We start from the raw sequence: 23,948 nt of genomic DNA, 5'->3' as shown, positions 1-23,948 counted from the left end.
ATGAGTGACAAGAAGCAGATCGAGAACCTCGGTCGCCGGCACTTCCTGCGCAACAGCGCGGTGACCGGCGTCGCCGGGGCCGGCCTGGCCAGCGGCTTCGGCGCCGGCGCGCTGATGAGCAGCCGTCAGGCCCAGGCCGCGGGCGCCGCCGAGGGCAGCGTGGCGCCGGGCGAACTCGACGAGTACTACGGTTTCTGGAGCGGCGGTCACTCCGGCGAGGTGCGCGTGCTGGGCGTGCCCTCCATGCGCGAGCTGATGCGCATCCCGGTATTCAACACCGACAGCGCCACCGGCTGGGGCATCAGCAACGAGTCCCGTCGCATCCTCGGCGACTCCGCACGCTTCCTCAACGGCGACAGCCATCACCCGCACGTCTCGATGACCGACGGCCGCTACGACGGCAAGTACCTGTTCATCAACGACAAGGCCAACACCCGCGTGGCACGCATCCGTCTCGACATCATGAAGACGGACAAGATCACCACCATTCCCAACGTCCAGGCGATCCACGGCCTGCGCCTGCAGAAGGTGCCCCACACCAAGTATGTGTTCTGCAACGCCGAGATGCCGATCCCGCAGATCAACGACGGCCGCGACCTGGAGAACCCGGAGAACTACTGGACCATGTTCAACGCGGTGGACGCGGAGAGCATGGACGTGGCTTGGCAGGTGATCGTCGATGGCAACCTCGACAACACCGACGCCGACTACACCGGACGCTTCGTCGCTTCCACCTGCTACAACTCCGAAAAGGGTATGACCCTCTCCGAGACCATGAGCGCCGAGCGCGACTGGGTGGTGGTGTTCGACGTCGAGGCGATCGAAGCCGCCGTCGCCGCCGGTGAGTACGAGACCTTGGGCGACTCCCCGGTGCCGGTGCTCGACGGCCGCAAGGGCTCCCAGCTGACCCGCTATATCCCGGTGCCCAAGAACCCGCACGGCCTGAACACCTCGCCGGACGGCAAATACTTCATGGCCAACGGCAAGCTGTCGCCGACCGTGACCATCATCGCGATCGACAAGCTGCCCGAGCTGTTCGACGACGCCATCGAGCCGCGCGACACCGTGGTCGGCGAGCCCGAGCTGGGCCTGGGGCCGCTGCACACCACCTTCGACGGTCGCGGCTACGCCTACACCACGCTGTTCATCGACAGCCAGGTGGCCAAGTGGAACATCGAGGACGCCATTCGCCACTACAACGGCGAAGAGGTGAACTACATCCGTCAGAAGCTCGACGTGCACTACCAGCCCGGCCACAACCACGCCAGCCTCACCGAGTCGCGCGATGCCGATGGAAAGTGGCTGGTGGTGCTGTGCAAGTTCTCCAAGGACCGCTTCCTGCCGGTGGGTCCGCTGCGGCCCGAGAACGATCAGTTGATCGACATCAGCGGCGACGAGATGAAGCTGGTGCACGACGGCCCGACCTACGCCGAGCCGCATGACTGCATCCTGGTGCGCGCCGACCAGATCAATCCGGTGCGCGTGTGGCAACGCGACGACCCCTTCTTCGCCGACACCGTGGCCATGGCCGAGGCCGATGGCGTCGCTCTCGAGCGTGATAACAAGGTGGTCCGCGACGGCAACAAGGTGCGCGTCTACATGACCTCCGTGGCGCCGACGTTCGGCCTGACCGAATTCAAGGTCAAGCAGGGCGACGAGGTTACCGTGGTCATCACCAACCTCGACCAGGTGGAGGACCTGACCCACGGCTTCTGCATGGTCAACCACGGTGCGCAGATGGAGATCGGTCCGCAGCAGACCGCCAGCGTCACCTTCGTCGCCGACAAGCCCGGGGTGCATTGGTACTACTGCAACTGGTTCTGCCACGCCATGCACATGGAAATGACCGGCCGCATGCTGGTCGAGAAGGCCTGATAGCCTTCTGAGTGCCTGAAGGGAGTCGGGATCAGGCTGAAGAGAGCCTGGTCCCGGCCCACCCTTTAGTTCTGGAGAAACGTATGACCCGACGACCGACTCTCGGCGTCCTGACCCTGATTCTGACCGCCTGGCTGATGATGCCGGGCGAGTTGCTGGCGGCCGATTGGCGTGCCAGCCCGGGCGAATCGCTGCAGCCGCTGGTCGAACGGGCCAGCGACGGCGATCGCCTGTTATTGCCCGCGGGCCGCTACCCCGGTCCGTTGACCATCGACCGCTCCCTGACCGTGGAAGCCGCGCCCGGCGCCGTCATCGATGCCGGCGGCAGTGGCCACGGCGTGGTCCTCGAAGCCCCCGGCAGCGTGATCGACGGCCTCACCGTCGAGAACTGGGGCAGCGACCTCACCGCCATGGACAGCGGTATCCTGGTGGAGCACACCGCCACCGGCAGCATCATTCGCCGCTCGCACCTCGAAGGTCCCGGCTTCGGCATTCGCCTCGATTCGGTGAACGACGTCGAAGTGCTGGATAACGTCATTCGCGGCGACACTTCGCTGCGCTCGCAGGATCGCGGCAACGGCATACATCTGTACAACGTGCGCGACGTGCGGGTGGAGGGCAACGACATCCGCGAGGTGCGCGACGGTATCTACATCGACACCAGCAGCCAGAGCCTGCTGCGCGGCAACAGCATGCAGGATCTGCGCTACGGCGTGCACTACATGTACGCCCATGACAACCGACTGGAAGAGAACCTGACCCGTAACACTCGCACCGGCTACGCGCTGATGCAGTCGCGTCACCTGACGGTGATCGACAACCGCTCCGAGGGCGACCTCAACTACGGCATCCTGATGAACAACATCACCTACTCCACGCTGCGCGGCAATCGCATCAACGGCGTGCGCCAACCGCTCGATGCCAGCGGCCAGGGGATGGTCAGCGGCGCCGAAGGCAAGGCACTGTTCGTCTATAACGCCCAGTACAACCACTTCGAGGGCAACCGCCTGGCCGACAGCGACATCGGCATCCACCTCACCGCCGGCTCCGAGGACAACCGCGTGGTGGGCAACGCCTTCGTCGACAACCGCCAGCAGGTGATGTACGTCGCCACGCGCACCCAGGAGTGGTCGGAGGAGGGGCGCGGCAACTACTGGAGCGACTACCTGGGCTGGGATCTGGCCGGCGACGGCTTGGGCGATACGCCCTACGAGCCCAACGACGCCATGGATCGCCTGCTGTGGCGCTACCCCGTCGCGCGGCTGCTGATGCACAGCCCCGCGGTGCTGACCCTGCGCTGGGTGCAGCGCCAGTTCCCCGTCTTTCGCCCCCAGGGCGTGAAGGACAGCGCACCCCTGATGACAGAACCCGACTTCGGAGACACCGACCCATGACCGCGGTGATCGAATTCCACGGCGTGACCCGGCGCGACGGCGACGTGGTGCGCCTCGACGCCCTCGACCTCAGGGTCAGCGAGGGCGAGGTCCTCGCCCTGCTCGGCCACAACGGCGCCGGCAAGACCACTACCATGAAGCTGATCCTGGGGCTGCTCTCGCCCAGCGAAGGTTCGATCTCGGTACTCGGCGGCGCCCCCGACGGTGCTCATGCGGAGACGCTTCGCCGCCGGCTGGGTTACCTGCCCGAGAACGTCAGCTTCTATGAACAACTCAGCGGCCGCGAGGTATTGGAGTTCTTCGCCCGGCTCAAGCGTGTCGACCGGCGCCAAGTGGGCCAACTGCTCGAGCAGGTTGGCCTGGGGGCGGCCGCCGAGCGCCGCGTGAAGACCTACTCCAAGGGCATGCGTCAACGCCTCGGTCTGGCCCAGGCGCTGCTCGGCGAGCCGCGTCTGCTCCTGCTCGACGAGCCCACCACCGGGCTCGACCCCGCCGCCACCCGCGACTTCTACGAGACGGTACGCAGCCTGCGCGAGCGCGGCTGTACGGTACTGCTCTCTTCCCACGTGCTGCCGGGTGTGGAGCCCTATATCGACCGCGCGCTTATCCTGGGTGGCGGCCGGCGCCTGGCACTCGGCAGCCTCGAGACCCTGCGCGCCGAAGCCGCACTGCCGATGACCATTCGTGCCCGCGGCCGACTGGAGGGTGATGACTGGCAACGGCCCTGGAACGACACGCGCATCCAGGCCCGGCCGCTCAACGGTCATGAGGTGTCGCTTTCGGTTCCCGCCGACGCCAAGCTCGCCGTGCTGCGCCATCTCTCCACGCACCCCGGGGTCGAGGACATCGAGCTGCTGCCGCCTACCCTGGAGCACCTCTACACCCATTTCTCCGCCGGGCTCGCCCCCGCACAAGGAGAGGCTCGATGAACGCCATCCTGACACTCGCCGGCAAGGAGTTCCGCGACGGCATGCGCAACCGCTGGGTGCTGGCCATCACGCTGGTGCTGGCCCTGCTCGCCGTGGGCATCGCCTGGTTCGGCGCGGCGGCCAGCGGCGGACTGGGCTTCACCTCGCTGGCCACCACGCTGGTCAGCCTCGCCACCCTGGCGGTCTTCCTGATACCGCTGATCGCTCTGCTGCTGGCCTACGACGCCGTAGTCGGCGAGCAGGAAGCGGGCACCCTGCTGCTGCTGCTCACCTATCCGGTCAGCCGCACCTCGCTGCTACTGGGCAAGTTCCTCGGTCACGGCCTGATACTGGGCAGCGCCACGGCACTCGGCTTCGGCATTGCCGGTGTGGTGATCGCCGTGGGCGCGGAAGGCGTGGCACTGGGCGAACTCGCCGCCGGCATGGGCCTGCTGATCGCCAGCAGCGTGCTGCTGGGCTGGGTGTTCATCGCCTTCGCCTACCTGATCAGCGTATGGGTCAGCGAGAAGGCCCGCGCCGCCGGCCTGGCGCTAGTGGTGTGGTTCCTGTTCGTACTGGTATTCGACCTGGGCCTGTTGGCGCTGCTGGTCAGCGTCAAGCAGGGCGGCGACTGGCTGCCCTGGCTGCTGCTGCTCAACCCCACCGAGCTGTTCCGCCTGATCAACCTGGCCGGCTTCGAGGCGGCGCGCAGCTATACCGGCCTGACCTCCATTGCCGAGGGCGGCGCCTTCCGTCCTACCGTGCTGCTGCCACTGCTGACGGCCTGGGTCCTGGTGCCCCTGGGCCTGGCGCTGCTGCGTTTCCGTCATCGCTCGGCCTGAAACCGTCTCCCCTGTCCGGAGTGTTCGATATGTCGCGTTATCTTCTGCTTCCCCTGCTCCTGCTCTCGCTGCTGCTCGCCGGCTGCGGCGAGCCGGAGACGACCGCCCTGGCCGCCGCCGAGCCCATCGAGTCCGGCGACAGCTGTCACGTCTGCGGCATGCTGATCGACGAGCACCCCGGCCCCAAAGGGCAGGCTTTCCTGGACAAGAGCACCTCGGCGCTCAAGTTCTGCTCCACCGCGGAGCTGTTCGCCTTCCTACGCCAGCCGGAGAACGAGACGCGCCTCTCCCATGCCTATGTGCACGATGTCGCAGTAGCACCCTGGGCCACGCCGTCCGACGACGCCTTCGTACTGGCCAGCGAGGCGTGGTACGTGGCGGGTCACGATCAGCGCGGCTCCATGGGCCACACCCTGGCCTCGTTCAAGCAGCGCCACCATGCCGAAGCCTTCGCCGAGACCCACGGTGGCGAGCTCTATGCCTTCGACGACATCGACCTCGACCTGCTGGCCCGTCTGAGCCGCGGCGAGCTGGGTGGCGGCGACGCCATGGCCAGCATGACAGATCACGCCAGTGGGCACGCCGACATGCACGACACCAGCGGGGCACACTGAGCCCCGTGGGACAGCCGCCACACGGCGTGCTAGGCTCGGGCGCATCGCTTCTCGAGGATCCCGCATGCGTTTTTCCGCCCTGCTCGCTTCCACGCTAGCTGGCCTGGCCCTGGCCGGGCCTGTCGCAGCCACCAACTACAACGTCAGCGATGCCGAGCAGCATGACAGCTGGCACTCCGTGGTGCTGTCGCTGGGTGACGAGCGCCACTTTCGCGCCCTCGAGCAGACCAGCTACAGCGACTCGATCCTGAGCGTCAACTACACCGCCGGCGTGTGCGACCTGCCATGGCTCGAGGTGCGCGTCGAGCTGGAAAAGCACCAGCCCGAGAGCCGCGTGGCCAACCTGGTGCCCGGCGACCTGCGAGTGGATCACGAGACCATCCACAACGGTATGGCGGAGTTCATCACCCAGCGCGGTGACCGCGGCTTTTACGTCAACTTCTATCTCGACAACCAGACGCTGCTGCTCGACGAGATGCGCAAGGGCGAGACGCTGCGCCTGCGCTTCGATCGTGGCAACGAGGACTACTGGTTCATGAGCTTCGACCTCGAGGGTGCCGATGCGGCCATTGCCCGTGCCGAACGACTGTGCGAGGCGGCCGGCTGATGGCGACGCTGCTGTTTCGGCTGGCCAACGTCACCGAGGAGGAAGCCTGGGAAGTGCGCCGACTGCTCGACGAGCACGGCTTCGACACTTATGAGACCCAGGCCGGCTTCTGGCGCCTGGGAGTCGATGCCATCTGGCTGCGTGACCCCGCGCAGTTGGAGGCAGCACGCGAGGTGCTCGAGCGCTACCAGGCCGAGCGGCAAACGCGCGTTCGGCGTGAGCATGCCGAGATGGCCGAGCGCGGCCAGTCCCCGACCCTGTGGCAACGCCTACGCCACCATCCCATGCAACTGCTGCTGGTGGCGCTGGCGGTACTGGCCATGCTGGCGCTTACGCTGACACCCTTTCTGGGCCTGATCGAGCGCAGCGCTACTGGCTGAAGGCTGTCCATCGGCATGGCCGCCGGCAGGCGGCCATCGAGTTGCGCTACGGCTCTAAGCGAAACCCTTGGGTATCGAGGTACTCCACCGACAGGTAGTCGTCGAAGGTCCACAGTCGCACGAAGCGCCCGCGCTGTGACGTCCCTTGTCCCTCACCGCCCCATACTTCCAGGCTTTGCGGTGTTTCAGGCATGCCTCCGGCGAGCTGTTCGAACCACCAGGCGGCCATCTCTTCCTTCCACGGCTCGCCATACTCGGCCGCGAGTTCCTCAATGATTCGCTCGCGCTGGGCCACCTCGGGATGAAAGGCTACCACCAGAGCCAACTGATCGCTGCCGTCCGGAAAGACGTAGCGCAGGTCAGTGACTGGCTCGTTGGGCACCTGCAACGCACCGTCGACGAGCAGATCGCCCTCAGCCGTTTCGTGCACTTCGACCTCGGACACCCCATCGGCCGCAAGCCGGGCCATCACCTCCTGATGTGACATGCCGAACTCGGCGCTGCGGTAGCCCGTCGGCCCTTCCGCCGCCAGGGCCGCCGTGAACATCACCGCCGCCAGGCTGCCGACGAGCCAGGTCGACGCTTGGGTGTATCGTCTCATTGTCGCTCCTCCAGCATTGAATGGCTGGAGCCACCGGTCACGCCGGCGCTCGCAGCGAATGGCGATTTGTTGCTGATCATTCGGTCGGCACCACCGTGATTACCCCCTCCATGTCGCGCCGCTCGTGCGGGCGGCAGTGGTAGGGATAAGTGCCGGGTTCATCGAAGGTGCGCTCCCAGTACTCTTCGGGAAACAGCCGCGGCGAGCCCAAGTCCTCGTCGGCGAAGTAGACATCGTGGCTGGTGCGCTTCTCGGCGTTGACCCAGCGCACCGTGGTGCCGGCCTCCACCTCGAGCTCGGCGGGGTGAAAGCCGTAGTCGCGCATTTCCACTTCGACCACGGCATCGGCGGCCTGTACCGCCCCGCTCAGCAGGGCGGCGATCAGGAGGATCATGTTCGGTCGACGATATCGCTTGTTCATGTCGCAACCTCCTTCCCAGCGGGACCTCAGGGAGAGACTCGCGTGGCATTGATTTCCACCATGTCCTCGCCGAAGGCCTCGTCCGGATTCTCGACGCCGAAGGCCAGGCCGTACTGGAAGGAGACATGGTGGAAGCGCGAGTCGGCATGGTCGTCGTGCAGCGCCAGATTGAGGCTGTAGAGACTCCCCAGATCGAGCGGCTTGTCGCCCTCGGTGCCGGTCTTGAGCGCTCGGGTCAGGTAGGCGGTCCATACGCCGTCCTGCTCCTCGGCACTGAAGGCGATGGCCTGGCTGTCGCTGAAGTGACGCTCGTCAAGGACATAACCCGACTCGACGCTGCCGTCGCCGCTGCTGTAGCGCGCCAGGTCGAGATAGACGCCGGCATCGAGCAGCTCCTGGATCTCTGCCTCCTCCTTGAGCTTGTCCCAGCCGCCGCGGGCCGCGCCACGACGTCCCTTTATCTCGATGTCGGTACGGCTCTCGGCAAGATACTTGGTCACCCCGTTGCCGCTCATGAAGTCGAGCCGCTCAGCGAGTTCGCTCGCCGCCAGCGCCTCAGCCTCGGGCGCATCCGGCATGTAGGCGGAATCGTGGTGACAGCTTGCCCAACAGCCCCCCTGCTCTGCCAGCTCGACGCGTCCGTCGGATAGACCCACGGTCAGCTTGAAGGGATTTTCCGGATCCATCATGCCACCCTCGACGAAGGGCAGCGGGGCATGCTCGCCGGCCTCCCACTGGAATTGCATGTAGAGGTATTCATCGTCGAATGCGGCCTTGACGCTCATCGGCACGTGGCCGCGCTTGTCGCCCAGGTCGAAGGTCTCGATCTTCTCGCCGGCAACGGCCATTGCACCGATATCGGCTTCCTCGCCCTGGTGACACCACAGGCAGCGGTCGCCGAACTTGACCGCCCTGCCGCCGCCATGCTCGCTGCCGTCCTGAATCCACTCGATGGACGCCTGACCCGGCAGGAACAGCGTCAGATCGGTGGCCGGCACGGCCTCCCAGTCGAGCGAGGCAGCGAGGTTCTCGCTGACCGTCGCGGCTTCGCCCAGATCTTCCGTCTCCAGCGGCACCTCGCTCTCTTCGGTCTCAGTCTCCTCGTCCACGGCATCGAAGCGACCCGCCCAGACCGGCGACTCGTCCCAAGCCTCGGGCAGCTGATGCGCAATGCCCTGGTGACACTCGATGCAGGTCATGCCCTGCTCGAAGGCGCGGGCATGCTCGCGCGAGGCCCGGGCAGCCTGCTGCTCCAGGTCCATCGCCGACCAGTCATGACAGTTGCGACACTCGCGCGAATCGGTGCGCAGCATCGAGCGCCATACGTTCTCGGCCAGATGGAGACGCTTGGCCTCGAACTCCTCCTGGGTATCGATCGAGCCCAGCATCCAGTGCCACACCTCGCGGCTGGCCTGGATCTTGCGAATCATCTTGGGCCCCCAGGCCTCGGGCACGTGGCAGTCCGAACAGATCGCGCCCACGCCGGTGGCGTTCTGGTAGTGCGGTCGCTCCTGGTACTCCTCGTGGACCCAGCTCATCTCATGGCAGGAGGTGGTACAGAACTTGTAGCTGTTGGTCGCCTCCATCACGGTATTGAAGCCGCCCCAGAAGATGATGCCGGCAACGAAGAAGAGCACAGCGGCACCCAACGATGCCCCCAGGATGGTGATTTTGCGCCAATTGCGTGGACGCTCCCCCATGATCTTTCTCCCAAAGTGTCATGACACGAGTGCTTGCCTCACCTGCCGCCGCCCCAGTTATGATTGTTCGTGTCGGCCCCTTCTCCAGCCGCCCTGGCGTGCAAAGCGGCTGGAGAAGGGGCCGGGGTGCCCTGATGGCACCCCGGCGGTAGCGGCTGAGCGATCAGCCGACGTGATGCTTGCGGTTGTAGACGTTGAACTTGCCGGTCGGCGTGTTGAGTCCCTCGACGACCGCCTTCACTTCCAGGGTCTTGTCATCGAAGACGACGATGGCACCGTCGTTCTGGTGACCCTCACCGCGTGCCCAGATGGAGACCCACACCTCGGTACCGGTCTGGTCGTACTCCATGTGCACCGCCACGGCATCGTGCTCCAGCGGACGGTCGGCGACGTGGATCGGCGTCAGCTCGCGGGTCTCCTTGTTCATGACCATGACCCACTGGTTGACGTCGGGCTCGGGGTGCATGGCCTGATCGATCCACACGTGGGGCGAATCGGGATGGGTGCGCACGAACAGCCCCGGGCCGTCGGTCTCGATCTGGTCGCAGATCTGCCAGGCCTGATCGGGATGCCCTTCGGGATCGTTGCCCCAGAAGGTCAACAGGCCCTCACCCAAGTGGGTGGTGCCGGCCACCGGGCCGCATTCAGGATCGACCCAGTTGGCGCCCGGCCCCGGATGAGGCTTGGTACCGGTCTCCAGCATGCTGACCAGCTTGCGCGTCTCGGTGTCGATGAACACCATCTTGTCGCTCATGTTGGCGGCGATCTGGAAGTAGCGACCGGTGGGATCGAAGAAGCCGTCGTGCAGGAATTCAGCGGTCTCCATCTGGTCGATGCGCAGGTTGTCGATGTCGCTGTAGTCGACCTGCCAGACCTGGCCGGACTCCTTGACGTTGACCAGGAAGGTGGGGGCGTGCGGGGTGTTGTAGAGTGCCGCGACGCGCGCCTCGTTGCGGAAGTTGCCTTCGGTGTCGTAGCTGCGGGTGGAGACGACCTTGAGCGGCTCCATGGTCTCGGCATCGGCGATCACGAAGTGCGGCGGCCAGTAGGAACCGCCGATGACGTACTTGTCCTTCCACTCGCCGTAGTGGGAGACCGCCACGTCGCGGGCGTCATAGCCGATGAAGACTTCGGCGGTGACCTGCGGCGGGTCCATCCACAGGTCGATCTTGGAGAGGCGGCCGTCACGGCCCTGGACGTACCAGAAGCGGCCGTCGGAACTCTCCTTGGCCACGTGCACCGCGTAGCCGGTCTCGACCTCGGTGACCAGCTCCTTGGTGTCGGCGTCGATGATGCCCATGGCGCCACGGTCACGCAGGATGGTGACCATGAAGTTTTCCCAGTTGAGATCGTGCTGGGGCTCGGTGGGCAGATCCTCCGGCGCGACGAAGACCTGCCAGCGCTCCTTCATGTCGGCCAGCGACATCTCCGGCGGATCAACCGGGTCGTGCTGGATGTACTTCGAAATCAGCGTGATATCTTCCTCGGGGAGGATGCCGTCGAAGTTGTTCATGCCGCCTTCGGTGCCCAGCGTGATGATGCTCTCCAGACGACGCTGGCCCAGTTCCTGAGTGGTCTCTGGCAGCAGGTTCGGGCCGGTGGCACCGTTGCGCGTGGTGCCGTGGCAGCCGGCACAGCGCTGGAAGTAGATGGTATTGGCGCGATCCATCTCCTCGGCGGTCAGCTCCGGTGCAGCGGCCTGAACGGTACTCATGGCAGCCAACGGGAAGCTGAGGGCGAAGATCCCCTTGGTCAATGCTCTCTTGTGCATAACGTGCCTCGCTTGGTTTCCCCTTCGGGTGTGGCTGGCGGGTGCCCGGCATGACCTTTTCTTCTTGGTGCTGCGACCAGGTCCTTCAGCCACCCCCCACCTACCGCCATTAGTAGCAATTTTGTCTTCCGGCTCACTTGACCACTGTCAATTGATGCATCCTGGAGTTGACTTATGTCAGAGGAGGAGAAAAGAAATCGCATCCCGACATGCAACGACCCGCCGAGCGGGCCGTTTGGAGAGGTGGAAGGTATCGCCGGCCGAGACGACTCAGCGGCAGGGGCGTAGCATGGCCGCTTGCCGACTGCCCTGGACGGCGCTCGGCAACGGCGAGAGCACTTCTTCGGAGGTATTGGCGAAACGGCGCAAGGTGGTGATGTCTTCGACATACACGCAGTTGCGCTCGCAGCTGACGCCCACTTCCCGTAGTCGCGCCATGGCTCGGGAAAAACTTTCCGGCTTCATGCCCAGCCGACCGGCGATCAGCAGCTTGTCGCAGGGCAGGCAGACCCTGACGGGGCCATCCTCGTCGGGGCACAGCGAGACGATGAAGGCCGCCAGACGCTGGTAGGTGGGCTGCAGGGTGAGCTGGTCGAGCTGGCGTACCAGCGAGCGCAGCATGCCGGAGAGGTTGGCGAGCATATTGAGCGCCAAGCCATGGTTGCGCTCCAGCGTGGTAAGGAAGTGGTCGGCAGGGAAGAGCAGCAGCCGTGCATCCTCGGCCACCGCCGCGTTGACCGGAAAGCCCAGCCGGTCGAACATCGCCGCCTCGGCGAAGGATTCGCCGCGGGTGAACAGCCCGACCATGCACTCGTTGCCTTCGGCGCTTTCGCGGAACAGCTTCACCCAACCGTCGAGCACCACATAGAAGCGGTCCGCCGGTTCGCCCTTGCTGAACAACAGCGAACCGCGACGGTAGCTGCGCTCCACGGCACCGCCGGTGAGCAGCGCCAGGGTCTCGTCTTCCAGACCGGCGAACAGCGGCACCTGGCGCACCGCCTGCAGGGCCTCACGGCTCAACGAATTCTTCATGTCTCCCTCCTTGCCTGAGCCCCGTCGTGAAGGCCGTCGCCAGCTTGGCCAAGCTGATCGAGATTGCCTCGAATCACCTCAGCCTTGGCAGACTCCGCCGGCAACACGCCGAGCAGACGCTGCCAGTAGCGTCGCGCGGCGGTCTCGTCCGCCTGTTGCAGCGCCAGCGTGCCCGCCAGCCACAGCGCCTGGACATGCTCGGGGTCGATGGCCAGGGCGCGCTCGATTAACGCCGCAGGCTCGCCAGCCAGGCTGCCCTTGCGCTCGGCCAGCAAGTCGGCGTACCGGCTCAGCAGATCAGGGTCGCGCTCGCCGCCGTGCACCATGGCCTCGCGAAAGGCACGCTCGGCGGCCGGCAGGTCGTCGAGGAATACCAGAGTGCGTCCAAGCAGGACCCAGCTCTGCAGATCGGTAGGTTCCTGCGCCAGGCGGCCCTGCAGCTGCCGGGCCAGATGCTCGAACTCACGGCGCCGGTCGCCCTCAGAAAGCGGCTCGGCTTCGGCGATCGTCGCTCCTGCCGGCGCCTGAGTCGCGAAGACCTCCTCGGCATGCCCCACCGTCAGGTAGAGGCCAGTGGCAAGGAACGGCAACAAGGCGACACTGGCGCAGGCAGCCACCAGTGATGCACGCCGTTTGCCCTGCCCCTCGGTAGCGGAGCATGCATCGTGATCGGCGATCCCGCTATCGAGCAGCTCTCGCTCGAGATCGGCCAGCGCACTGTCATGCTGTTTTCGGGTCAGCATCCCCGACGCCAGGTCCTGTGCCAGCTCGCGCACCCGGTCACGGTGTACGGCCAGCAGGGACGCGCCCCGGGACTGCCCCTCCTCGTCGCGTGGAGCACGCAGCAGCGGTGTGAGCACGAAGCCCAGCGCCACGCCGCACAGGCCCATGGCCAAAAGCAGAAACAATCCGTTCATGGTTGCCTCCCGGTGTCCTCACGGCTCAGCCGATCGAGCAAGGCCCGCTCCCGACGGGTGAATGCAGGGTACGCTGCCATGTGCCGGCGTCCGACGACGATACGCCACCAGGTGAAGCCACCGACTACCAGCAACAGAAAAGGGCTGGCCCACAACAGCAGGGTGTTGGCCTGCAGCGGCGGCCGGTAGCGCACATAGTCACCGTAGCGTTGCACCATGAAGCCGACGATGGCCTCGGCGTCCTGCCCGGCCAGGGTCATGGCGTAGACCCGGCGGCGCATGTCGGCGGCGAGTTCGGCATTGGACTCATGGATGGTCTCGCTCTGGCAGACCGTGCAGCGCAGCTCGCGCACCAGGGTGTCGTACTGGCGCTGCTGGGCCTCGGTGGCGAACTCGAGCGGCTCGCCGATGGCAAGCGCCATGGCAAGCCCGGCGGGCAGCAGCCAGGCAAGCAGAAGGCAGGAGACTCGTGGGATCATGATTGCGCCACCCTCCTTGCCTCGCTGCCGAGCGGCTCTTCACGCAGCGACTCCGCCCTGAGTTTCTCAACCAGCGGCAACACTTCATCGAGAAGCAGCTGGCGGGTGAGCGGTCCGATACGCTTGTAGCGAATCACGCCTTCGGCATCGAGCACGTAGGTTTCCGGCGTGGCGTAGACGCCCCAGTCGATGCCGGCATCGCCCGCAGGGTCATAGGCAATGGTGCGGTAGGGATTATCGCTGACGCTGAGATAGCGCAGCGCCGATTCGCGCTCATCGCGGTAATTGAAGGCGTGAATGGGGATGTCGCCTTGCGCCAGTTCCATCAGCAGCGGTTTCTCCGCGCGGCAGGTGCTGCACCAGGTGGCCCAGACATTGACCAGCGCTACCTCGCCGATGAAGTCCTGCTCGGTCAGGGTGACCTCGGCGTCCTCCAGTGCTTCCAGCACGAACGGCGGGGCCGGCTTGCCTACCAGCGGAGACGGCAAGTCACGGGAATCGATGCCCAGTCCAAGGTACAGCAGCCCGAGCAGGGCAACCGTGGCCACCAGCGGAATCAACAGTCGGCGGTTCATCAGCTTGTCACCTCCCCGGGAAGAGCCCCCGCACTCTCCATCCGCTGACGGGGAGCGCGGCGACTGGCCAGACGATAGCGTTTGTCGGCGGCAGCCAGCAGGCCACCCAGTGCCAGCAGGAGGCCGCCGAACCACATCCAGGCCATGTAAGGCTTGTAATAGAGCCGAAAGCTCCAGGCATCGCCTTCCAGCCGTTCACCCAGCGAGACATAGACGTCGCGGGTCGGCCTGCGATCGAGCGAAGCCTGATTCATCGGCATGCCCACATGGGTGTCGTAATAGCGACGCTGCGGCGCGAGCTGGGCGACGGGCCGGCCTTCGCGGGTCACGTCGATGATCGCCTGATCGGCCTCCCAGTTGGGCCCCTGCACGCTCTCCATGCGCCGTAGTGTGAAATCGTAGCCGCCGACCGAGGCACTCTGCCCCGGCTCCAGTCGCACGTCGCGCTCGACCTCGTAGGTATTGACCATGGCGATGGCCACCACCACCAGCGCCAGCCCCACATGGGCCAAGTGCATACCGAGGAAGCTCGGCCGCGCGATCCGCCGTAGCCTCGTAGCGAACGGCTGGCGCGCCGAGCCCATGCGCTTGCGGATATCCAGCAGCGCTGTGAGCACGATCCAGATAGCCAGCATCAGCGAGAGTGCCGTCATCGGGCGCCAGACGCCCAACGCAAGTGGCCACAGTCCACCGGCCACCCCACTGACCAGAAGTGCCCAGCGCAGCTGGCGGAAGGTCTCCCCGGGATTCGCCTGCTTCCAGGTCACTGCCGGGCCGAGGCCGACCAGCAGCAGCAGCGGCAGCATCAGCGGGGCAAATACCGCATCGAAGTAGGGCGGCCCCACCGAGACCTTGCCCAGACCGAAGGCATCCAGCGCCAGCGGGTAGAGCGTGCCGATGAACACCGCCGCACATGCCACCGTCAGCAGCACGTTGTTGGCCAGCAACAGCGACTCGCGCGAATACCCGGCGAAGGCACCGCCGAGCCCGACTCTCGGTGCCCGCCAGGCATAGAGCGTCAGCGCGCCAAGCAGGGTCAGACTCAGCATGCCGAGGAGGAAGACGCCGCGCTCGGGGTCGGTGGCGAAGGCATGCACCGAGGTAATCACGCCGGAGCGGACGATGAAAGCACCGAGCACGGTGAGGGCAAAGGTGACGATAGCCAGCATCAGGGTCCATACCTTGAAGCCGCCGCGCTTCTCGGTCACCGCCAGCGAGTGGATCAGAGCGGTAGCGGTGAGCCAGGGCAGAAAGGAGGCGTTCTCCACCGGATCCCAGAACCACCAGCCACCCCAGCCCAGCTCGTAATAGGCCCACCACGCCCCCACCGCAATGCCCAGGGTGAGAAAGACCCAGGTCACCGTGGTCCACGGCCGCGACCAGCGCGCCCAAGCCGGGTCGAGCCGACCTCCGAGCAGTGCCGCCATGGCGAAGGCGAAGACCACCGCGGTGCCCACGTAACCCATGTAGAGCAGCGGGGGATGCAGAATCATGCCCGGGTCCTGGAGCAGCGGGTTCATTCCGCGGCCGTCCATGGGGCCCGGCACGATGCGCTCGAACGGGTTCGAGGTGAACAGCGTGAAGGCGATGAAGCCCACGCCGACCATGCCCATGACGGCCAATACCCGGGCCGTCATTTCTCGGGGTAGCGATTGGCTGAAGCAGGCCACGGCCACTCCCCATGCACTCAGCATGAATACCCACAGCAGCAGCGACCCTTCATGTCCGCCCCACACCGCCGTGAGCCGGTAGATCAACGGCTGCTCGAGGCTCGAGTGGCCGGCCACATAGCGCACCGTGAAGTCGCTGGCGACGAAGGCCCAAGTCAGTACGGCAAACGAGAGCGAGAGAAAGACGAACTGACCGCTGGCCAGAAAGCGGGCGCTGCGCATCAGGCGGTCATCGTCGAGTCGCACCCCCACCAGCGGCAGCAAGCTCTGCGCCAGTGCCAGGCAGAGCGCCAGAATCAAGGCAAAGCTTCCGAGTTCCGCCACCATGGGCTGGCACCTCCCGCCTCGCCGGCGACGACGCTTGGCGCCTGCCGGTCACTGTGTCAGGTCATGGCCGGGGCGAACAGGTCGGAGAGATGCGAAACAGGCTGCCTCGGCCGGCATGGGTGCATCGTCCGACCAACGCGACTAAATATCCATACCCGATACTTCTTTTCCCGGGCGGGTTGTGATCCATGTCAAAGTATGCGGCGTGGCGGGATGCCGCGCCCCGCATCGCGAGGCGAAAGCCTGACAGCGAGCGCGTCTGGACGTAAGCTAGGCACACCGTTTAATCGCCGAACATAAGTTTCCCACAATCAGGAGCTCACTGTGCTGAAGCGAACCTTGCTTTCCCTGCTCGCCGCCGCCAGCCTGCCGCTGGCCGCTTTCCAGGCCAACGCGGCCGACGTGGTGCTGCATACCAATCATGGCCCCATCGCCATCGAGCTGTTCCAGGAGCAGGCGCCGGAGAGCGTAAACAACTTCCTCACCTACGTGCAGGAGGGCCACTACGACGGCACGCTGTTTCACCGCGTCATCGACGGTTTCATGATCCAGGGCGGCGGCTTCGATCAGGACTTCCAGCAGAAGCCGACGCGCGCGCCGATCACAAACGAAGCCGACAACGGCCTGCGCAACGAGCGCGGCACACTCGCCATGGCACGTACCGGCGACCCGCACTCGGCCACCTCTCAATTCTTCATCAACGTCAACGACAACCGCTTCCTCGATCATCAGGGCACCCACTCCGGGCAGGCCTGGGGCTATGCGGTGTTCGGCCGTGTGGTAGAGGGTATGGACGTAGTCGATGCCATCAAACGGCTGCCCACCGGTAGCCGAGGGCCATTCCAGGACGTACCGCGCGAGCCGGTGATCATCGAGCGTGCCGAAGTGCAGTAGGCGAGCCTCTCCCAGACACGACGACGCCCGCCATCGGCCGATGGCGGGCGTCGTCGTATGAGCTTGGGTGTCTTAGGGAAGCGCTGAACAAATCGACGAGCGGGATGAAGCGGCTAGGTCCGTTCCCGACGAACCATCGCACTTCCCACATCCCTGTGGGTCGCAAGGCGCACGGAGCACAGAACCGAGCGAAGCGACAAACAGCCGTAGGCTGGCCCCGAAGGGGCGAGAAGCCGAAGGCTGCGAGTCAACCGGAGCATATGGGGTATATGTGAGGATTCCGACGGTCCGACGCTTCGGCACCGCGCAACGCAGTGATTCGCTCGCGCAGGCATTTGTGCAGTGCTTCCTTAGCGTCGCAGCAGGTAGCGTCTGACGGCTGCCAGCATCAGCACGGCTGCTGCCGCGCCAAGGCTATTGGCGAGGATATCGGCCCAGTCGCCGCCGCTGCGTCCCGGCACCGGGATCTGCAGGTATTCGATGCAGATGCCGAACAGCACCACGGCACTGCAGGCGCGCACCAGGGGCAGTCCCGCCAAGCCGGCCAGCCCTGCCAGGCCGGCGTAGCCGACGAAGTGGTTGAGCTTGTCCCACGGCAGGTGGGTGGGCATCTCGCTGCCCGGGGTCAGGCTGCCCACCGCAATGGCCACCGCGCCCAGAACGGCCGACACCGTCCATAGTCGGTGTCGGTCATGCCAACGGCGAACCCAGCCGGCTTCAGGCACTTTGGTGCTGAATGCTGCGGTGGTAGCGCGGGCTCAGTTCGTGCAGCGCCTCCATGAAGGCGGTGACGTTGTCGGGGTCGGTGAACTGGCTGATGCCGTGGCCAAGGTTGAATATATGGCCTGGCCCGTGGCCGTAGCTGTCGAGGATACGCCCCACCTCGGCGCGAATGGCCGCCGGGCGGGCGAACAGCACGTTGGGGTCGAGGTTGCCCTGCAGCGCCACCTTGTGGCCCACCCGGGCCCGCGCGTCGGCCAGCTCGGTGGTCCAGTCTATGCCCACCGCATCCGGCCCCGCCAGGGCGATGTCCTCGAGCCACTGACCGCCGTTCTTGGTGAACAGGATCACCGGCACGCGCCGCCCGTCGTGCTCGCGGATCAGCCCGGCGACGATCTGCTCCATATAGCGCAGCGAGAACTCCAGGTAGGCCGGCGTGGAGAGCGCGCCGCCCCAGGTATCGAAGATCTGCACCGCCTGGGCGCCGGCACGGATCTGCGCGTTGAGGTAGTCGGTCACCGCGCTGGCCAGGGTATCGAGCAGGTCGTGCATCACGCTGGGCGTGTCGTAGAGCATGGTCTTCACGTGACGGAAGTCCTTGCTCGAACTGCCCTCCACCATGTAGGTGGCCAGCGTCCAGGGGCTGCCGGAAAAGCCGATCAGCGGCACCCGGCCGTTGAGCTCGCGGCGAATGGTCGAGACCGCACGCATCACGTAGTCGAGATCACGCTCGGCATCGGGCACCGTGAGCGCTGCGACTTCCTCGGCGCTGCGCACCGGCTTGCGGAACTTGGGCCCCTCGCCGGTCTCGAAGTAGAGCCCCAGCCCCATGGCGTCGGGGATGGTGAGGATATCGGAGAACAGGATCGCAGCATCCAGCGGGTAGCGCTCCAGCGGCTGCAACGTCACCTCGCAGGCCAGGTCGTGGTTGCGGCACAGGTCCATGAAGTCACCGGCTTCGGCGCGGGTCGCGCGGTATTCCGGCAGGTAGCGGCCGGCCTGGCGCATCATCCACACTGGGGTGCGATCCACCGGCTGGCGCATCAGGGCGCGCAGAAAACGATCGTTCTTGAGATCCATGCAGGCAGTCATCCACAGGAAATGTCGGCCCATTGTAGCGCATCATGTTTCGCGCGGCTTGACCCGGGCCAAGTTCGGTGATGCCGCACTTTCGTGAGCCGGGCCGGCGTTCCTGCTAGAATGCGGGATTCACTTTCGGCATCGCCGTGGTCTTGACCGAGGTACCCCGTGACCATTCGATTCATCGCCGCCTCCCGGCTGCCCACCCCCTGGGCCACCTTCACCATGCACGGCTTCGAGGACGAGGCCACCGGCAAGGATCACATCGCCCTGACGCTGGGCGACGTGGCCGATGGCGAACCGGTACTCGGCCGGGTGCATTCGGAGTGCCTGACCGGCGACGCACTATTCTCGATGCGCTGCGACTGCGGCTACCAGCTACAGGAAGCGCTCAAGCGCATCGCCGACGAAGGGCGTGGCGTACTGCTCTACCTGCGTCAGGAGGGCCGCGGCATCGGCCTGCTCAACAAGATCCGCGCCTATCATCTACAGGACCAGGGTGCCGACACCGTCGAAGCCAACGAGCAGCTCGGCTTCGGCGCCGATCTGCGCCGCTACGACCTCTGCGTGCCGATGCTCGAGCATCTAGGCATTTCCAGCCTGCGGTTGATGACCAACAACCCGCGCAAGGTCGATGCCCTGACCCAGGCCGGGGTCACGATCGCGGAACGTGTACCGCTGACCACGGGTCTCAACCCTCATAACGAGCAATATCTCTCCACCAAGGCGGGAAAGCTCGGCCACATGATGGCACTGGGCGACTTCACCCAGGCCGGCGACGTGGATATCGAACGCAAGCCCTGAGGTCGACACGGCATCGGGGCGCCCCTGACGGAGACGTCCATGCCACCCACCAGAGGCTCAGGCGACCATCGCCATCATCTCCTAGAGGAGTTGCTCAACAGCATCAGCCACGGCATCGGCGCGGCGCTGAGCCTGGCCGGCATCATCGTTCTGCTGGTGCTGGCCAGCATGGCCGCCCACATCGACCCGTGGAAGATCGTCGGCATCAGCCTTTACGGCGTGACCCTGGTGCTGCTCTACACCGCCTCGACGCTCTACCATGGCGTGCGCCACCCGCGGCTCAAGCGCGTGTTCCAGCATCTGGACCACTGCGCCATCTACCTGCTGATCGCCGGCACCTATACCCCCTTTCTGCTGGTCAACATGCGCAGCCCTACCGGCTGGACGCTGTTCGCCATCGTCTGGAGCCTGGCGTTCGCCGGTATCGCCTGCAAGCTGGCCTGGCCCCACCGCTTCGGTGCGCTGCGGGTGGCAATCTACCTGCTCATGGGCTGGCTCATCGTCTTCGCCGGCGAGGAGATGAGTGCCAGCCTGCCCACGTCCGGCATCGCCCTGCTTACCGCCGGCGGCATCACCTATACCCTCGGTGTGGTGTTCTTCGCCATCAACGCCATCCCCTTCAACCACGCCATCTGGCACCTGTTCGTGCTCGGCGGCAGCACCTGCCACTACTTCGCGATATATGCCGCCGTGCTGCCGTTTACGGGCTGAAGCGACGACGTAAGCCATATCCTACAAAACTGATCGTCAATTTCTTACAAGAAACTTGCTCCAGGTTAACGTCGGTAGGCACCTCACGTTGGCACAGTGGAGGCGTACTGAGCACGGAGGCTCAGCCAGGGACGACCGGGTCAGGACGACTCATATCCAGGGAAGCTCGGGCGGAAGGGAGCTCGAGGTGGAAGTAAGGAAGCGAAGATCCAGCCCTGCCGCAAGGCCGGGCTTTCGTTTGGGCGCACGATGCGAGCCGATGAGCGCCAATATGGCCCACGGCACCATGCCGCCGACTATTTCTCCACAAGTGACTCGCTTGCCAGCGACGCCCGTCTGAGCCGCTCCAGCCGCGCGTAGAGATACTCGGTGAAGAAACCGTGCATCAGAAAGCGCTGGCTGAGATTCCATGGCCCGACAAGATAGTGCGGGTACTTGTTGTAGGCCATCTCGGCCAGGGTCGGATCGCCGATCAACTGGCCGATGCGTATCGCGATCGACTGGTCGAGGTTGAAGCCGTTGATGGCGTCGCGGTACTCCTCGCGGGTCAGCAGCAGGCAGAACAGGCACATGAACAGCGCATGGGCGCTCTCGAAGTCCAGCACCTGCGTGCGCCGTCGCGGCAGTTCGAAGGCGCCCTCCTCCAGCGGGTGCCAGTGCTGCCAATTGATCGCATCCGGCGCCAGCGGTGCCGGTCGCTGCCGCCAGTGGCCCATCTCCTCGATCACCCGGAACAGCTCCTGGTCGTGCTTGACGAAGCTGGCATCGAGCATGTCGTCGATTCGGCGCGGGTAGAGTGTCAGCGGCTCGACCGTCACCTCCGGGCTGTTGTCGATGAGGAAGTTGAGGATATTGGACTCGGTGGCGAAGTGGCGCAGGATCAACTGGTTGGCGCTGGGGCTGACGAAGTGGGTGCAGAACCAGCAGATCAGCCGCTGCAGCAGGCCATGGGCGCGAAACTGGGGCAGCGGCAGGCGCTTCACGAACCAGATCAGATGCAGCAGCATCGCCAGCAGGAATTGCAGCAGCGGGCGCAGCGACCAGCGCGTCGGGCTCTCGATGTCGTTCAGCCACAGCCGCACCGCCTCGGGCGCTATGGGCAGCGAATCGTCGGATTCAAGCGCACGCAGGAAGGGGCTGCGAGGCCTCGGCCTGGCATCAGCCATGATCGACCTCCTCCAGTTGCAGAGCGTAGAGCCGCGCCACCACCCGCGCGGTGCGCAGTATCGACTTCTGGTCTTGCGGCGTGCCGCATACCCGATCGATCAGTGCGTAGAGCTTGTCCAGGTGGGCGTCGTCGTTCTCGCCGTGGTAGCGCATGAAGCGGGTGTAACGACCATCGCCACCGGTGGCCTCGTCGATCCGCCGGGCCCAGTCGCCGGCCATCTTCTGCCCCAGCCCTTCGATGATCCACATGGCGCCGATCAGGTCCACCGGGTTGGGCTGGCTGGCGCGATACATCATGAAGGCGTGCAGCGCCTCGCTGCCGGCATTGCGCTGCCCTGCGCGAATCTCGCTCAGCTCGCCGCCCGCCGCCACGAAGTCCGCCTCCAGCATTTCGTAGTCGCGATGCTCCTCCTTGGCATGGCCGATCACCTCCGAGCGCACGTCGGCATAATCCCGCTCGAAGCTGGAGGCACCGCGGGTGATCCAGCGCGCCCCTTCTATCACCTGCTGACGCAGGTGCAGCAGCAGGTTACGGTAATCCTCGCGGGTGAACTTGCCGCGTTCCAAACGCTGGATGACCGGCACCCGACCCAATTGGCGCTCGAAATCGAACCAGACGCGCATCAGTCCCTGCAGGCACTCCTGCCCCAACTGGGTAGTGACCTTGCTTTCCATGATTACTCCTCCACGACCGTGAGCTGCATGTAGACGTTATTGAAGCGGCCGCTTTCCGGCACCATGCACAGGATGGTGTCGCCAGCCCGGTAGTCCTGGGTACGGCGGAACTCGTCGAGCATGATGAACATCGAGGCGCAGCCGGTGTTACCGCGGGTATAGAGGTTGGTGTACCACTTCTCCTCGGGGATGGCCGCGCCGGCCTGGGTCAACATGTCGAAGATCTTGCCGCGAAAGTAGTGCGACGAATAATGGCAGAGCACATGGTCGACCTTGCCCACCTCGACTCGCCGCTCGTCGATCAAGCGCAGCAGCCCATCCACCCCCAGCTTGACGATGTTGTCGAGCAGGCGAACGTCCTGGCGGATCAGCAGGGCCCCGGCAGCCTCCGCCTCGCCGTAGGTGGCGAAGTCCTGCCAGCTTCGCTCGCCGTCGACCGTCCGGCCGACGCTCATGCACACCGGGTAGGCGTCGGCGTGGGAGAAGCCGCGAATCCAGTCGATGCGAAAGCAGCGCCGACGCGGTACGTTTTCCAGCAGCAGCGCCCCGGCGCCGTCCGACAGCATCCAGCGCAGGAATTCAGCGTTGAAGTCGACCTCTTCCGACACCGCCTCGTAGCGGCTGGCCTTGAACAGGCGTGAGGCCAGCTCGCTGGCGATCACCAGGGCATTGTCGTGCTCGTCGGCCTTCAGCCCGGTGTAGGCCGCCTTGAGTGCCATCATGCTGCTGGAGCAGATGCCATGGCTGCTGTGCAGTTCGACGCCGGCCACGCTCAGCTCCGCCTGAACCATGCTGCCGAACCCCGGAAGCACCAGATCGCCCTGGCTGGTGGCCACGCTGAGCATGTCGAGTCGTGACTTGCCGAGAAAGCCGTCGTCAAGGCAGGCCTGCCCCGCCCGCGCCGCCATCTCGGCGTTGCTGATCAGGGTGTTGTGATCGGCATCGATGGCGTAATGGCGTTGCCGGATGCCGTTGGATTGCAGGATGCGTCGCTTCAGCCGGCTCGGCTTGCCGTGCACCAGGCCGAGTACCGCCTCTATCCGTTCGTTGTCCACGGGCTCACCCGGCAGGTAATGGCCGGTACTGGTGATGTAGACGCTCATGCGGACTCTCCCTTGTGCTTCAGGTAGTGACGCAGGCAGCGAAGGTTCTCTTCGAGGTAGGGAAAAACGCACAGCAGTGCCATGAAGGTCAGATAGTAGGGCAGGTAGCGCTCGCCGCCGTGGGGCACGTCAACGGGCACGAGATGCATCTGCCCCGTCCAGTTGAGGGTCACTAGGTCCACCACCACCTGCCAGTTGATCACCATGATCATGGCCAGCATGTAGAACGGCAGGCTGGCCAGGTAACTGTGCGCATGCATTTCCCAGATGCTGATGTGCCGCCGGGGTGCGGCGTAGTGCACGTCCCAGTGGGCCACGACCTCGTGCAGCACCCAGGCCAGCAGACAGAGCAGCAGCACCAGCACGTTGATGCGATAGAGCAGGCACATGAGAATGGGAATGCCCACTTGAATGCCCATGGCCGAGTGCATCAGGGTCTCCTTCAGCCCCGAGGTCTCCTCGATTCGCGTGGCGCGATGACAGCACCAGTCGACGAAGCCGGCGATTCCCCATAGCGGCAGGAAGACATACAGCAGGACATGGACCAGCAGTGTGTGGGTATCCATGGCGTTTTTTCCTCGGTTTCAGCGACTCTCACGGCGTGCTTGCAAGGCGCTGGCGTTTCATGGATGATATTAAAAAACACTGTTCGATAACTAATATCCACCAGGCGTTGAACAT

Annotated in this window: 25 protein-coding genes; 10 read left to right on the top strand and 15 right to left on the bottom strand. The window is 65.1% G+C overall.

Annotated elements, in window-relative coordinates:
* The 7 genes from nosZ to KPL81_RS15850 all read left to right on the top strand — a co-directional run bounded on the left by nosZ (window position 1) and on the right by KPL81_RS15850 (window position 6,620).
* The gene (gene nosZ / locus KPL81_RS15880; RefSeq protein WP_219793016.1) at window positions 1-1,875 is read left to right on the top strand and encodes a TAT-dependent nitrous-oxide reductase; all 1,875 of its coding nucleotides are present in this window, start codon (window positions 1-3) and stop codon (window positions 1,873-1,875) included.
* An 83-nt stretch (window positions 1,876-1,958) separates the two neighbouring features.
* Entirely contained in the window at window positions 1,959-3,269 is a 1,311-nt protein-coding gene (locus tag KPL81_RS15875; protein ID WP_240549331.1) for a nitrous oxide reductase family maturation protein NosD, read from the top strand.
* Complete coding sequence (locus KPL81_RS15870; RefSeq protein ID WP_219793015.1) at window positions 3,266-4,198, top strand: ABC transporter ATP-binding protein; 933 nt, start codon at window positions 3,266-3,268, stop codon at window positions 4,196-4,198. Before KPL81_RS15875 ends, KPL81_RS15870 begins: the two co-directional genes overlap by 4 nt.
* The gene (locus tag KPL81_RS15865; protein ID WP_219793014.1) at window positions 4,195-5,019 is read left to right on the top strand and encodes an ABC transporter permease; all 825 of its coding nucleotides are present in this window, start codon (window positions 4,195-4,197) and stop codon (window positions 5,017-5,019) included. Before KPL81_RS15870 ends, KPL81_RS15865 begins: the two co-directional genes overlap by 4 nt.
* Before the next feature lie 29 nt (window positions 5,020-5,048).
* A complete protein-coding gene (locus KPL81_RS15860) occupies window positions 5,049-5,633 on the top strand; it encodes a nitrous oxide reductase accessory protein NosL (RefSeq protein WP_219793013.1) in 585 nt (194 codons plus the stop codon).
* Window positions 5,634-5,697: 64 nt separating this feature from the next.
* Complete coding sequence (locus KPL81_RS15855; protein ID WP_219793012.1) at window positions 5,698-6,240, top strand: hypothetical protein; 543 nt, start codon at window positions 5,698-5,700, stop codon at window positions 6,238-6,240.
* Window positions 6,240-6,620, top strand: a complete 381-nt coding sequence (locus KPL81_RS15850) for a DUF6164 family protein (protein WP_219793011.1) — start codon at window positions 6,240-6,242, stop codon at window positions 6,618-6,620. Before KPL81_RS15855 ends, KPL81_RS15850 begins: the two co-directional genes overlap by 1 nt.
* A 46-nt stretch (window positions 6,621-6,666) precedes the next feature.
* On the opposite strand, the gene KPL81_RS15845 is transcribed toward KPL81_RS15850, so the two are convergent.
* The 9 genes from KPL81_RS15845 to KPL81_RS15805 form a co-directional block, all read right to left on the bottom strand.
* Window positions 6,667-7,221 (bottom strand): hypothetical protein, encoded by a 555-nt coding sequence (locus KPL81_RS15845; protein ID WP_219793010.1) that lies wholly within the window; start codon window positions 7,219-7,221, stop codon window positions 6,667-6,669.
* 76 nt (window positions 7,222-7,297) lie between these two features.
* On the bottom strand, window positions 7,298-7,642 hold the full coding sequence (locus KPL81_RS15840) for a cupredoxin domain-containing protein (RefSeq protein WP_219793009.1): 345 nt from the start codon (window positions 7,640-7,642) through the stop codon (window positions 7,298-7,300).
* Window positions 7,643-7,668: 26 nt separating this feature from the next.
* Window positions 7,669-9,342, bottom strand: a complete 1,674-nt coding sequence (locus KPL81_RS15835) for a NapC/NirT family cytochrome c (RefSeq protein ID WP_240549330.1) — start codon at window positions 9,340-9,342, stop codon at window positions 7,669-7,671.
* Between the two features lie 163 nt (window positions 9,343-9,505).
* Window positions 9,506-11,113 (bottom strand): cytochrome D1 domain-containing protein, encoded by a 1,608-nt coding sequence (locus KPL81_RS15830; RefSeq protein WP_219793008.1) that lies wholly within the window; start codon window positions 11,111-11,113, stop codon window positions 9,506-9,508.
* Window positions 11,114-11,383: 270 nt separating this feature from the next.
* Window positions 11,384-12,145, bottom strand: coding sequence for a Crp/Fnr family transcriptional regulator (locus KPL81_RS15825; RefSeq protein WP_209475329.1), 762 nt, complete (start codon window positions 12,143-12,145; stop codon window positions 11,384-11,386).
* Window positions 12,142-13,062: a c-type cytochrome biogenesis protein CcmI gene (gene ccmI, locus KPL81_RS15820; protein WP_219793007.1), complete on the bottom strand. Its 921-nt coding sequence runs from the start codon at window positions 13,060-13,062 to the stop codon at window positions 12,142-12,144. The genes KPL81_RS15825 and ccmI overlap by 4 nt, the downstream gene beginning before the upstream one ends.
* Complete coding sequence (locus tag KPL81_RS15815; protein ID WP_209475325.1) at window positions 13,059-13,541, bottom strand: cytochrome c-type biogenesis protein; 483 nt, start codon at window positions 13,539-13,541, stop codon at window positions 13,059-13,061. The genes ccmI and KPL81_RS15815 overlap by 4 nt, the downstream gene beginning before the upstream one ends.
* A complete protein-coding gene (locus KPL81_RS15810) occupies window positions 13,538-14,116 on the bottom strand; it encodes a DsbE family thiol:disulfide interchange protein (RefSeq protein WP_219793006.1) in 579 nt (192 codons plus the stop codon). Before KPL81_RS15810 ends, KPL81_RS15815 begins: the two co-directional genes overlap by 4 nt.
* The gene (locus KPL81_RS15805) at window positions 14,116-16,113 is read right to left on the bottom strand and encodes a heme lyase CcmF/NrfE family subunit (protein WP_219793005.1); all 1,998 of its coding nucleotides are present in this window, start codon (window positions 16,111-16,113) and stop codon (window positions 14,116-14,118) included. The genes KPL81_RS15810 and KPL81_RS15805 overlap by 1 nt, the downstream gene beginning before the upstream one ends.
* A gap of 372 nt (window positions 16,114-16,485) precedes the next feature.
* Between KPL81_RS15805 and KPL81_RS15800 the strand changes: the two genes are divergently transcribed.
* Window positions 16,486-17,007 carry a peptidylprolyl isomerase gene (locus KPL81_RS15800; RefSeq protein WP_275951370.1) on the top strand — a complete coding sequence of 174 codons (522 nt, stop codon included), beginning with the start codon at window positions 16,486-16,488 and terminating at the stop codon, window positions 17,005-17,007.
* A gap of 350 nt (window positions 17,008-17,357) precedes the next feature.
* Here the strand turns inward: KPL81_RS15800 and KPL81_RS15795 are convergent, their stop codons facing one another.
* Together KPL81_RS15795 and hemE are read right to left on the bottom strand one after the other, a co-directional pair.
* Entirely contained in the window at window positions 17,358-17,678 is a 321-nt protein-coding gene (locus KPL81_RS15795) for a VanZ family protein (RefSeq protein ID WP_338035633.1), read from the bottom strand.
* Between the two features lie 46 nt (window positions 17,679-17,724).
* A complete protein-coding gene (gene hemE / locus KPL81_RS15790; RefSeq protein ID WP_209475315.1) occupies window positions 17,725-18,807 on the bottom strand; it encodes a uroporphyrinogen decarboxylase in 1,083 nt (360 codons plus the stop codon).
* 168 nt (window positions 18,808-18,975) lie between these two features.
* Between hemE and ribA the strand changes: the two genes are divergently transcribed.
* A complete protein-coding gene (gene ribA, locus KPL81_RS15785) occupies window positions 18,976-19,611 on the top strand; it encodes a GTP cyclohydrolase II (RefSeq protein WP_209475313.1) in 636 nt (211 codons plus the stop codon).
* 39 nt (window positions 19,612-19,650) lie between these two features.
* On the top strand, window positions 19,651-20,322 hold the full coding sequence (gene trhA / locus KPL81_RS15780) for a PAQR family membrane homeostasis protein TrhA (protein ID WP_209475311.1): 672 nt from the start codon (window positions 19,651-19,653) through the stop codon (window positions 20,320-20,322).
* Between the two features lie 296 nt (window positions 20,323-20,618).
* On the opposite strand, the gene KPL81_RS15775 is transcribed toward trhA, so the two are convergent.
* From KPL81_RS15775 to KPL81_RS15760, 4 genes are read right to left on the bottom strand one after another with little or no spacing between them, the layout of a single operon-like run.
* Window positions 20,619-21,488, bottom strand: coding sequence for a DUF6999 family protein (locus KPL81_RS15775; protein ID WP_219793003.1), 870 nt, complete (start codon window positions 21,486-21,488; stop codon window positions 20,619-20,621).
* Window positions 21,481-22,164, bottom strand: a complete 684-nt coding sequence (locus tag KPL81_RS15770) for an iron-containing redox enzyme family protein (RefSeq protein WP_209475307.1) — start codon at window positions 22,162-22,164, stop codon at window positions 21,481-21,483. The genes KPL81_RS15775 and KPL81_RS15770 overlap by 8 nt, the downstream gene beginning before the upstream one ends.
* A 2-nt stretch (window positions 22,165-22,166) precedes the next feature.
* On the bottom strand, window positions 22,167-23,267 hold the full coding sequence (locus KPL81_RS15765; protein ID WP_219793002.1) for a beta-ketoacyl-ACP synthase III: 1,101 nt from the start codon (window positions 23,265-23,267) through the stop codon (window positions 22,167-22,169).
* The gene (locus tag KPL81_RS15760) at window positions 23,264-23,833 is read right to left on the bottom strand and encodes a diguanylate cyclase (RefSeq protein ID WP_209475303.1); all 570 of its coding nucleotides are present in this window, start codon (window positions 23,831-23,833) and stop codon (window positions 23,264-23,266) included. Before KPL81_RS15760 ends, KPL81_RS15765 begins: the two co-directional genes overlap by 4 nt.
* Between the last annotated feature and the right edge of the window lie 115 nt (window positions 23,834-23,948).

This window comes from Billgrantia antri, from assembly GCF_019430905.1.
GTDB classification, from domain to species: domain Bacteria; phylum Pseudomonadota; class Gammaproteobacteria; order Pseudomonadales; family Halomonadaceae; genus Halomonas; species Halomonas antri.
This window is presented reverse-complemented; position numbering and strand designations above follow the sequence as displayed.